We start from the raw sequence: 10,031 nt of genomic DNA on the forward strand, positions 1-10,031 counted from the left end.
GAGCTGAGGTGAACGACATGACCGCCACCCTCGCCGGCCCCACACGCGACGACCGGGCCGCTGTCGACAAGGCCATCAGCCTCCTCGTCGCCCTCGGAAACGAGACCGGCGGCAGCGGTGTCAGCGAACTCGCGCGACGGGCCCAGATGAGCAAGTCGACCGCGCACCGGGTCCTCGGCATGCTGGAACGCAACGGCGTCGTGGAGCGCGTGGGCACGGACTACCGGCTGGGCGAGCGTCTGCACCACCTGGGCCGGGCCGTGTACGCGCCCGAGTCCGACCACGTCCGCGACGTACTGCTGCCGCATCTGGCGGACCTGTACGAGTCCAGCCGTGAGACGGTCCACCTGGCCGTCCTCCACGGCACGCACGTGGTGTATCTCGCCAAGCTGTACGGCCACCGCACCGCTCCCGTGCCGACCCGGATTGGCGGACGGCGTCCGGCCCACGCGACGGCGGTGGGAAAGGTCCTGCTGGCCTATGACGCGAGTGCCGCGGAGCAGGCGCTGTCCGATCCCCTCCCGCGATTCACCGACCGGACCGTCGCCGGCCCGGAGGAACTGCTCGCCGAGCTGGCCACCATCCGCCGTACGGGGGTCGCCTTCGACGACGAGGAGTACCAGCCCGGTCTGTCCTGCGTGGCCGCCCCCGTGCTCGCCCGCGGCGGCCGGGCCGTGGCGGCGCTGTCCGTGGCGGGACGGCGAGGGCAGATCGACACGCGGCGCATGAGCGCGCACGTACGCCGGGTCGCCGCCGCCGCGTCCCAGACGTGGTCGGCCTGGGAATGGCAGGCCACACGCGCTTCTCGGTGAGCGGATCGCCCTGACGGTGTCGGCGTGACCGTGTCGGCCCGTCGTCGGCTTCGCGGCAGGACCGATCGGGCGGCGGCCGGTCCCGCCACCCGATCGTTTTCCGTGATCAGGCCGTCGCCGCTCCGGGGAAGTCGGTCGCGTGCTGGTCATCGGACATCCCCCTGTGCCGCCGTCGCCACGGCGAAGCCGGCGATCCACTCAGGGATCGGCGCGTAGAAGCGGGAGGTCATCCGGTAGTCGCCGGTGGCGGCGAGGGACGCGAACGCGGCGATCCAGGTGCGTACCTCGTGGGCCGAGCCACCGCCCTCGGCGCCCATCCACTCCACGGTCCAGGAGTCCACGTCGGCCAGCCGGCCGCTCTCCAGGGTGTCCAGGACCTGGTTGTCCCAGGCGGGGTTGATGGGGATCATCCGCGTCGAACCGGCCGCGTAATCCCGGCCTGCCTGCACGACCCGCTCCTCACCCCGGGCCCGCTGCTCGGCGGTCGGCGGGTGCCCCTCGATCAGCGCGTCGGCGACCCGCGGCGGAGCGCCGTCGAGAACCGGCACGGGCGGGTCGTGAGAGAGGCCGCCCGAGCCGAGGAACAGCACCCGGCGGTGGAGTGCGGCGGCGGCCTGCCCGATCGCGGTCCCCAGCGCCCGGATCCGGCTGACCGGACCGAGCGGGGTGGCCACGCCGTTGACGAAGACCGGTACCACCGGCACCTTGTCGATGCCGCCGAACAGCACATCCAGCGGCTGGACGAACCCGTGGTCGACGGTCATCCGCGCCGACACGGTCAGGTCCACACCGCGTTCCAGCACCCCGCCCGCGATCGAGCGGGCGGCCTCCGCGTCGACGGACAGTGGGCCCGCCGACGATCCGAAGTCACCGACGGTGCTCGCCTCGGTGGCCAGGCAGAAGGGCGGCATCTCCTTGTAGAAGAAGCCGTTGTAGTGGTCGGGGGCGTACAGGACGACCAGTTCGGGGTCGAAGGCGCGGACGAAGGAGCGCGCGCCCTCCACCGCCTCCTCGACGGCGGCGACGACTTCCGGCGCTGGGTCGTTCTTGCCGATGAGCGGAGAGTGGGACAGTCCCACCGCGGCGGCGGTCATCGCAGTGCTCCTTCCTGGGCGGGCTGCTGGACGGCTTCCTGGGCGGGCGGGTGGATGACGAGCTTTCCGGTGAGCCGTCCGTCGATCATGAGCTGGAAGCCCTTGTGGATCTCTTCCAGGGGAAGCGTGCGGTCGATAACGGGGCGCAGACCGGTGGCATCCATGAGCCTCAGCAGGCCGACCAGCTCGGCGCGGGTGCAGCCGGTCGAGCCGAGGATGCGCTGCTGGAGGTAGAAGACCCGGCCCAGGTCGGCGGGCGGGTTCATACCGCTGGTCGCGCCCGCGATCACGATCGTGCCGCCGGGCCGCAGCGCCTTCATCGAGTGCGCCCAGGTGGTCTCGCCGACCGTCTCGACCACGATGTCCACGCGTTCGGGCAGCCGCTCCCCGGTCGGTACGGCGGCACGCGCGCCCCATGACTCGGCCTGTGCCCGTTTGTCCGCGCTGCGGCTGGTGGCGTAGACGACAGCACCGGCGGCGACGGCGAGCTTGATGGCGGCCGAGGCGACTCCGCCTCCGGCGCCCTGGACGAGGACCCGGTCGCCCGCGCGTATCCCGGCCTGGGTGAACAGCATCCGGTAGGCGGTGCCCCAGGCGACGGGCAGACAGGCGGCCTCGTCGAAGGTGAGCCAGTCCGGCTTGGGGACGAGGTTGCGGGTGGGTACGGAGAGGTACTCGGCGAACGCCCCGTTGTGCTGTTCCGACAGCAGGGCGCGGCCCGGGTCGAGGGTCTCGTCGCCGAGGCCGGCGTCCGGGTCGGCGATGACCGGATGGACGAGGACCTCGTTGCCGTCCTCGTCGTATCCGGCGGCGTCGCAGCCGAGGACGATGGGCAGCCGCTCCGGCGGGTGACCGACACCGCGCAGGGTCCACAGGTCGTGCATGTTGAGCGACGAGGACACCACGCGGACGGTCGACCAGCCGGGCCGCGGCTCGGGCTGTGGAACGTCGCCCAGGACGAGCCCCGACAGCGGGTCGGTCATGCTCTGGGAGACGGCGATTGCGGCAAGCATGAGCCCACGCTCTCCCGCCGCCGACCGCCGCCGACAGCGCGCGTGCCGTTCTACGGAACGATGCGTGGCACCTCCGCTCGGGGCTGCGGTTGCCTGTACCCATGACCTCGACGATCGAACCCCAGGGTGCGGCCACGCCGACCCCGCGCGGTGCCTTGCGGCGCCCGGCAGACCTGGCGCGGAACATCGACGTCTCCGGGCTCGTCGACACCGCAAGCGGGCTGCTGGATCGCGTCGTCTTCACCGACCGGGAGCTGTACCGGCAGGAGCTGCGCCGGGTCTTCGCTCCGAGCTGGCTGTTCCTCGCGCACACCGACCAGTTCCGCAAGTCGGGCGACTTCTTCACGACGTACATGGGCGAGGACCCGGTCATCGTGACCCTGGACCGCGAGCGTCGGATCCGCGCCTACCTCAACTCCTGCCGCCACCGCGGAGCCCGCGTCTGCCGTGCCGACTTCGGCACCACACGCAACTTCACCTGCACCTACCACGGCTGGTCCTACAACCTGGACGGCTCGCTGGTCAGCGTGCCCAACAAGGACGGCTATCCCGAGTCCTTCGAGTCGGGGCAGTGGGGCCTGGTGGAAGTGCCGCACGTGGAGATCTACCGCGGCCTGGTCTTCGGCACCTGGAACCCGGACCCGGTCCCGCTGCGTGAGTCCCTCGGCGACATGGCCTGGTACATGGACGCCATGCTCGACCACGACGAGGAGGGCACGGTCGTCGTCGGCGGCGTCCACAAGTGGGTCCTTGAGGGCAACTGGAAGCTGGCGGCCGAGCAGTTCGCCACCGACTGGTACCACGTCAACATGAGTCACGCCTCGGCGCTGATGCTGCTCTCCCCGAGCGGCAAGAAGCCCAAGGACGAGATCGTGCACCGCACCGGCCGCCAGTACGCCGGTGAGAACGGACACGGCGCGGGCTTCCCGGTCCACCCCAGGAACCGGTTCGACGCGCAGACCGTGCACGCGTGGACGAACTACGACGCGCTGCGTGAACGCCTCGGCGACGCCCGCGTCGAGGGCCCGCTGACCAACGGCCACGCCACCGTCTTCCCCAACTTCTCCTACCTCCCGGTCAACGGCTCCATCCGCGTCTGGCACCCCAAGGGACCGGACCGTATGGAGGTCTGGGCCTGGACTATCGTCGACAAGTCGATGCCCGAGGAGGTGCGGGAGGCGCAGCGCCTGTACAACCTGCGCACCTTCGGCCCCAGCGGAATCTTCGAGCAGGACGACGGCGAGAACTGGAGCGAGGTGCAGGCCGTCGCTCACGGCTTCATCACCAACGGTGTCGCCCTCAACTACCAGATGGGCCTGGGCGGTGAACGCGAGGACGGCCGCCACCCCGGCACCACCAGCGAGCTGTACAGCGACGCCGCGGGCCGGGCCTTCTACGGGCGCTGGCGCGAACTGATGAACACCCCCGCCTGGCACGAGGCGAGCGAGGCGAGCAAAGCATGAGCAGCGGCATCCGCGTCGCGGCCCTGGACGACATCCCCGAGGGTGAGGGCATTGCCGTCGACAAGGCGGTCACCGGCACCGCCGACAACATCGCCCTGTTGCGGGACACCGACGGCGCCGTGTACGCGCTAGACGACACCTGCACCCACGAGACCGCCTCGCTTGCCGAGGGCTGGGTCGAGGACGGATTCGTCGAGTGCCCGCTGCACTCCAGCAAGTTCTGCTTGAAGAACGGCGAGGTCCAGGGCCTGCCCGCCACCAGGAACGCCTGCCCGCACCGCGTCGAGGTGCGCGACGGCGAGGTCTACCTCTTCCCGGGTGAGACGCCGTGAACGACGGTGTCGTGAACAACCGTGTCGTGATCGTCGGCGGGGGCGTGGCGGGCGTCAGCACCGCCGGGGCGCTGCGCGCCGGGGGCTTCGACGGGGAGCTCAGCCTGGTCGACGCGGGCGAGTTCCCGTACGACCGTCCGCCGCTGTCCAAGGACTACCTGGCCGGCGCCACCGACCTCAAGCAGATCGCCCTCCAGCCACCCCAGTGGTACGACGACCGGCGGATCCGCCTCGTCAACCGGACCACGGTGACGGCCCTCCGGCCCGGCGAGGGCGCGGTCGAACTGTCGGACGGACGCGTGCTTCCCGCCGACCGCGTCGTGCTCGCGACCGGCGGCGGCGCGGCCCGCCCGCCGGTCCCCGGCGCCGACAGCGGCCGTGTCCATGTGCTGCGCACGGTGGACGACGCCGACCGGCTTCGCCCGTGGCTCACCCCCGGGGCACGTCTCCTGGTCGTCGGAGCCGGCCTGATCGGTGCGGAGACCGCGTCCACCGCCGTCCGCCTCGGCTGCGAGGTGCTGCTCGTCGACCCGGTCGCCGTGCCGCTGCGGGCGGTGCTCGGACCGGACCTGGCCGGATGGCTGCACGCGCTCCACGACCGGCACCGGGTCACGACCGAACAGGCCACGGTGGAGCGTTTCGTGGACCGGGGCGCGGGCATCGAGGCGTGGTTCGCCGGAGCCGACACCCCGCAGGTCTTCGACACGGTGGTGCTCGGCGTCGGGATGGTGCCGCACACCGAACTCGCGCAGGCGGCCGGCCTGGAGGTCGACCGAGGCATCGTGGTCGATGAGCGGCATGTCACCTCCAACCCGGCGGTGCTCGCCGTCGGCGACCCGGCCCGGGTGCGCCTGCGCGGGGAGCTGCTGCCCCGGACCGAGCACTGGGAAGCGGCCCAGCAGGACGGCGCCCGCGCGGCAGCCGCGATCCTGGGCACCGAGCCGCCGCAGCCGACGGCTCCCTGGTTCTGGACGGACCGGCACGGACGCCACATCGAGGCCGTCGGCCACATGGAGACGGCCGCGCAGACGGTCGTCCGCGGCTCCTTCGACGACGCCTCCTTCGCCGTCTTCGGTCTGCGTGACGGACATGTCGTCGCGGCGGCCTCCGCAGACGACTCCAATGCCGTACGAGCCGCCCGCCGCATGATCGACCGCCGTGTCCCGGTCGAAGCCGACAGACTCGCGGACCCGGCCGTGAACCTGCGCGCGCTTCTGCTCGGCTGACGCTCCGCCCGACGGCACACACCTTCGAACTCGCCAGCACTCGCCAGCACTTGCCCGTACTTGCCCACACCCCGTACCCACCGGCCCGGAGAAGGGAGCGAACGACACCGTGAGCACAGCCGCCCAGCAGACCCCGTCACGTGCGGGGGCGCGTGCCGACCGTGACACGCACTTCGACGTCGAGCAGTTCTACTACGAGGAAGCCGCCCTCCTCGACGACGGCCGCTACACCGACTGGCTTGACCTGCTCGCCGACGACCTCGACTACTGGATGCCCACCCGCACCAACCGACTCCGCCGCCAGCAGGCGCTGTCGGTGGCCGCACGGGGCGAGGCTGCGTTCTACGACGAGACCAAGGAGAGCCTGGCCTGGCGCATCCGCCGGTTCGACTCGGGCATGGCCTGGGCCGAGGACCCGCCCTCACGCACCCGGCACCTAGTCACCAACGTCATGGTCAGGCACGTTGACCCGGCCGAGCACGACGGGTTCGGCGAGGATGACCTGTGGGTCCGTTCCACCTTCCTGGTCTACCGCAACCGGCTGGAGCGCGAAGAGAACGTCTACGCCGGCAGCCGCACCGACATCCTGCGACGTGCCGGTGACGGCCGTCTCCAGGTTGCCCGGCGGACCATCCTCCTCGACCAGAACATCCTGCTGGCCAAGAACATCTCCACCTTCTTCTGAGCCCCACGGCTCTGCACCGGATTGGGACACCCCATGACCGACCTCGACCTCAAACAGCACCGCGTCGCCACCTCGCTGGGCGAGATCTCCGTGGCGGAGACCGGCGAAGGGCCCGTGCTGGTCATGCTGCACGGCGGCGGCCCCGGCGCCTCGGGCGTCAGCAACTACCGCCAGAACCTGCCCGCACTCGCCCGGCACTTCCGGGTGATCCTGCCGGACCAGCCCGGCTTCGCCGACAGCTACCGCCCCACCGAACAGGACCTGGACGAGCGGTCCATCACCGAGATCACGGTGGACGCCCTCTACCAGGCGCTCGACGGCCTCGGCATCGACACCTTCCACCTGCTCGGCAACAGCCTCGGCGGAGCCGCCGCCATCGCCATGGCCCAGCAACGCCCCGAGCGCGTCACCAAGTTGGTGCTGATGGCGCCGGGCGGCGGCTGGCTGCCCTTCGGTCCCACTCCGACCGAGGGCCAGAAGGAGATGTTCCGCTACTACAACGGGGGCGGCCCCAGCGAGAAGAAGATGGCCGCGTTCATCCGCACCATGGTCTTCGACCACCGGCAGTTTGGTGAGGACGTCGTCCGGGCCCGCTACGAGGCCTCGCTCGACGACAGCCACATCGCCTTCTACCACCTCTACAACGCGGCCTTCGGCAAGCGCGGGGGCATGGATCCCCTCTGGCGCGACCTGCACAAGATCAAGGCGCCCACTCTGCTGCTGTGGGGCCGCGACGACCGCACGATCACCCTCGACGGTGCCCAGCTGATGCTCAAGCAGATCCGCGACGTACAGCTCCATGTGTTCGGCCGCTGCGGTCACTGGGTGCAGCTGGAACGGCAGCGCGAGTTCGACACGCTGGTCACCGACTTCCTCGGAGCCCAGGCATGAGCGGCGGCTGGCTGGAGGGTTACGCGGCCCTGATCACCGGGGGCGGGTCCGGCATCGGCCGCGCCGTCGCCGAGCGCTTCCTCGCAGAGGGCGCCTCGGTCACCATCCTCGGCCGGGACAAGAAGCGTCTCGACGAGGTGGTCGCCGCCGCGGATGATCCGTCGCGGATCCACGCCGTCGCAGCGGACGTACGGGACTCCGCCGCGCTGCACACCGCGGTCGCCGAGACCGTCGAACGCTTCGGCAAGCTCGACACCCTCGTCACCAACGCCGGGATGTGGGACTACCAGCGCCAGCTCACCCGCCTCAGCCCCAGGGAACTGGACACCACGTTCGACGAGATCTTCTCCGTCAACGTCAAGGGTTACCTGCTCGCCGCCGAAGCGGCCTGGCGCGAACTGGTCAAGACCCGCGGCAGCATCATCATGACCCTGTCCAACGCGTCCTTCTACGTCAACGGCGGCGGCCCCCTCTACACCGCCAGCAAGCACGCCTGCCTTGGCCTGATGCGCGAACTCGCCTACGAACTCGCCCCCAAGGTTCGCGTCAACGGCGTCGCCTGCGGCGGCATGAATACCGACCTGCGCGGCCCCGAGGCCCTGGCGATGTCCGACCGGTCGATCTCGGCGTCGTTCGCGAAGAAGGGCCCGGACACTCCGCCGCCGCCCATCCCGCTGCACGACTCCAGCACCGATCCGCGTGACTTCACCGGGCCGTATGTGCTGCTCGCATCCGGTGCGCAGAGCGGTCCGATCACCGGACACGCGATCAACGTCGACGGCGGTATCGGCGTCCGCGGCTTCGCGACGGCCGCGGGCGGCGACCATCTCTGAAGCCTGGTGTTGCGGGGGTCGGCGTCGTCGGGCCCGGTCTCGTGACGCCCGCCTCGTGACGCCCGCCCCCCGTGACGCTCGATGAGGAGCCGCTCGTGATCACGCACTCCGCTCCGGCCCCGCAGCCGCTCGGCTCAGGGCCGCGGGTCGATCTCAACCCGGCCGCGGCAGTGGCCCGTAACGCCCGGTACCACGGGCACAGCACCGTCGTCCGGTACCCGGGCGGCGACCTCACCTACGCCCAACTGAACGACAAGGCAGCCCGGTTGGCCGCCGCCCTGGCGGACGGCGGTACCGGCGATGGGGACCGGGTCGCCTACCTCGGTCTCAACAGCGGTTCCTTCGTGGTCACGATGCTGGCCGCGTTCCGGCTGGGTGCCGTCTTCGTCCCGGTTAACTTCCGCCTCGCCGAAGTGGAGTTGGCGGCCGTACTGGACGGCAGCGGCGCCTCCGTCCTCGTCTGCGAGGAGGGACACCGGGACAGCGTCGAGAAGATCCGCGAGACGACCGGCGTCGCCCGCTTCCTCCTCGTGGACGACGACTCCGAGGCACCGACGACGGGCGCGGTGGGCTGGGAGGCGTGGTCACCCCTCATGACGGCCGCGCTCCCCACGTCCGACGTGGCCGCCAAGAGCGCCGACGACCCGGCGAACCTGATGTTCACCTCCGGCACCACAGGCACGCCCAAGGGCGTCATCCTGACGTACGGCAACCTGTTCTGGAACTCCGTGAACGTCGAACTCTGCCTGGACACCCGACGCGGCGATGTCACCTATGCCGCCGCCCATCTCTTCCACATCGGCGCCCTCAACAGCTTCGTGCTGCGCATGCTGGTGCGCGGCGGCACCCTGGTGATCCGGCGCGGATTCGATCCCCGGGAGTGCCTCGACGACCTGGTGGCCACCAGGTCAACGCCCTCTTCGGGGTGGCCCACACGTTCGCCGCCCTGGCCCGGGTTCCCGGCGTCGTCGACCGGGACCTCAGCCATCTCCGGTCGGTCGTGGTGGCGCGGGAGCCCCGGTGCCTCCCGCGCTGATCGAGCGCTACGCCCGGTACGGGGTGATGCTCCAGCAGGCCTGGGGCCTGACCGAGACCGCTCCCTTCGCCACCCATCTGCCGGTCGAGCGCACCCTGAAGAAGATCGGCTCCGCCGACATCCCGATGCCCTTCACGGAGGTACGCGTCGTGGACGCGGCCACCCACGTGCCCGCCTCGGCGGGCGAGTCCGGAGAGATCGTCGTCCGAGGGCCGAACGTCACCGCCGGATACTGGAACAACCCCTCCGCGAACCGGGCGGCCTTCGACGACGACTGGTTCCACTCGGGCGACATCGGCTACCTGGACGAGGACGGCTGCCTCTACATCGTCGACCGGCTGAAGGCCCATGATCATCTATGGCGGGGAGAACGTCTACCCGGCCGAGGTCGAACGGGTCCTGGCCGCCATGCCGGTTCTGTTAACAATCGATGATGAGCCGGGGTAAGCAATGGCGTCCCGTGACCGTTGGCGCCCCATCGTCGAGAAAGCTCATGCGCGAATGCTCGGGCTTGCCAGGGGCTGGACCTGCGGTTACTTGCCTTCTGTGATGATCTGTATGGGGCTCCTGACGAAAAGCGCATTGACACTTCTCCTGACCTTGATCACTATGGGTGCGTTTGTAGTGCTTTACGTCTGCTTTATGT

General features: G+C 70.4%; 11 protein-coding genes and 1 pseudogene. 10 read left to right on the plus strand and 2 right to left on the minus strand.

Features of this window, described 5'->3' with window-relative positions:
• The first annotated feature begins 17 nt into the window (after positions 1 to 17).
• The gene (locus AB0M95_RS09495) at positions 18 to 812 is read left to right on the plus strand and encodes an IclR family transcriptional regulator (RefSeq protein WP_363761553.1); all 795 of its coding nucleotides are present in this window, start codon (positions 18 to 20) and stop codon (positions 810 to 812) included.
• Between the two features lie 146 nt (positions 813 to 958).
• On the opposite strand, the gene AB0M95_RS09500 is transcribed toward AB0M95_RS09495, so the two are convergent.
• Complete coding sequence (locus AB0M95_RS09500; protein ID WP_363761555.1) at positions 959 to 1,906, minus strand: 3-carboxyethylcatechol 2,3-dioxygenase; 948 nt, start codon at positions 1,904 to 1,906, stop codon at positions 959 to 961.
• The gene (locus AB0M95_RS09505) at positions 1,903 to 2,919 is read right to left on the minus strand and encodes a zinc-binding dehydrogenase (RefSeq protein ID WP_363761557.1); all 1,017 of its coding nucleotides are present in this window, start codon (positions 2,917 to 2,919) and stop codon (positions 1,903 to 1,905) included. Before AB0M95_RS09505 ends, AB0M95_RS09500 begins: the two co-directional genes overlap by 4 nt.
• A gap of 101 nt (positions 2,920 to 3,020) precedes the next feature.
• Between AB0M95_RS09505 and AB0M95_RS09510 the strand changes: the two genes are divergently transcribed.
• The 9 genes and pseudogenes from AB0M95_RS09510 (at position 3,021) to AB0M95_RS09550 (ending at position 9,819) form a co-directional block, all read left to right on the plus strand.
• Positions 3,021 to 4,382 carry an SRPBCC family protein gene (locus AB0M95_RS09510; RefSeq protein WP_363761559.1) on the plus strand — a complete coding sequence of 454 codons (1,362 nt, stop codon included), beginning with the start codon at positions 3,021 to 3,023 and terminating at the stop codon, positions 4,380 to 4,382.
• On the plus strand, positions 4,379 to 4,714 hold the full coding sequence (locus tag AB0M95_RS09515; RefSeq protein ID WP_358515184.1) for a non-heme iron oxygenase ferredoxin subunit: 336 nt from the start codon (positions 4,379 to 4,381) through the stop codon (positions 4,712 to 4,714). Before AB0M95_RS09510 ends, AB0M95_RS09515 begins: the two co-directional genes overlap by 4 nt.
• Positions 4,711 to 5,940: an FAD-dependent oxidoreductase gene (locus AB0M95_RS09520; protein ID WP_363761561.1), complete on the plus strand. Its 1,230-nt coding sequence runs from the start codon at positions 4,711 to 4,713 to the stop codon at positions 5,938 to 5,940. The genes AB0M95_RS09515 and AB0M95_RS09520 overlap by 4 nt, the downstream gene beginning before the upstream one ends.
• 109 nt (positions 5,941 to 6,049) lie before the next feature.
• On the plus strand, positions 6,050 to 6,625 hold the full coding sequence (locus tag AB0M95_RS09525) for a 3-phenylpropionate/cinnamic acid dioxygenase subunit beta (RefSeq protein WP_363761563.1): 576 nt from the start codon (positions 6,050 to 6,052) through the stop codon (positions 6,623 to 6,625).
• A gap of 33 nt (positions 6,626 to 6,658) precedes the next feature.
• Positions 6,659 to 7,516, plus strand: a complete 858-nt coding sequence (locus AB0M95_RS09530) for an alpha/beta fold hydrolase (RefSeq protein WP_363761565.1) — start codon at positions 6,659 to 6,661, stop codon at positions 7,514 to 7,516.
• On the plus strand, positions 7,513 to 8,349 hold the full coding sequence (locus AB0M95_RS09535) for an SDR family NAD(P)-dependent oxidoreductase (protein WP_363761567.1): 837 nt from the start codon (positions 7,513 to 7,515) through the stop codon (positions 8,347 to 8,349). Before AB0M95_RS09530 ends, AB0M95_RS09535 begins: the two co-directional genes overlap by 4 nt.
• A 170-nt stretch (positions 8,350 to 8,519) precedes the next feature.
• Positions 8,520 to 9,203 (plus strand): annotated as a pseudogene (locus tag AB0M95_RS09540) (AMP-binding protein); the annotation flags it as partial.
• 26 nt (positions 9,204 to 9,229) lie between these two features.
• A complete protein-coding gene (locus AB0M95_RS09545; RefSeq protein WP_363761569.1) occupies positions 9,230 to 9,385 on the plus strand; it encodes a hypothetical protein in 156 nt (51 codons plus the stop codon).
• Entirely contained in the window at positions 9,370 to 9,819 is a 450-nt protein-coding gene (locus AB0M95_RS09550; RefSeq protein WP_363761571.1) for an AMP-binding protein, read from the plus strand. The genes AB0M95_RS09545 and AB0M95_RS09550 overlap by 16 nt, the downstream gene beginning before the upstream one ends.
• The last annotated feature ends 212 nt before the right edge of the window (positions 9,820 to 10,031 follow it).

The sequence above is a fragment of the Sphaerisporangium sp. NPDC051017 genome (assembly GCF_040683095.1).
In the GTDB taxonomy this organism is placed as follows: domain Bacteria; phylum Actinomycetota; class Actinomycetes; order Streptosporangiales; family Streptosporangiaceae; genus Sphaerisporangium.

Excerpts from the sequence above, each read along its gene's own strand:
- AB0M95_RS09530 (WP_363761565.1), top strand. The coding sequence starts at position 6,659 with ATGACCGACCTCGACCTCAAACAGCACCGCGTCGCCACCTCGCTGGGC.
- AB0M95_RS09505 (WP_363761557.1), bottom strand. The coding sequence starts at position 2,919 with ATGCTTGCCGCAATCGCCGTCTCCCAGAGCATGACCGACCCGCTGTCG.
- AB0M95_RS09515 (WP_358515184.1), top strand. The coding sequence starts at position 4,379 with ATGAGCAGCGGCATCCGCGTCGCGGCCCTGGACGACATCCCCGAGGGT.
- AB0M95_RS09510 (WP_363761559.1), top strand. The coding sequence starts at position 3,021 with ATGACCTCGACGATCGAACCCCAGGGTGCGGCCACGCCGACCCCGCGC.
- AB0M95_RS09535 (WP_363761567.1), top strand. The coding sequence starts at position 7,513 with ATGAGCGGCGGCTGGCTGGAGGGTTACGCGGCCCTGATCACCGGGGGC.
- AB0M95_RS09495 (WP_363761553.1), top strand. The coding sequence starts at position 18 with ATGACCGCCACCCTCGCCGGCCCCACACGCGACGACCGGGCCGCTGTC.
- AB0M95_RS09500 (WP_363761555.1), bottom strand. The coding sequence starts at position 1,906 with ATGACCGCCGCCGCGGTGGGACTGTCCCACTCTCCGCTCATCGGCAAG.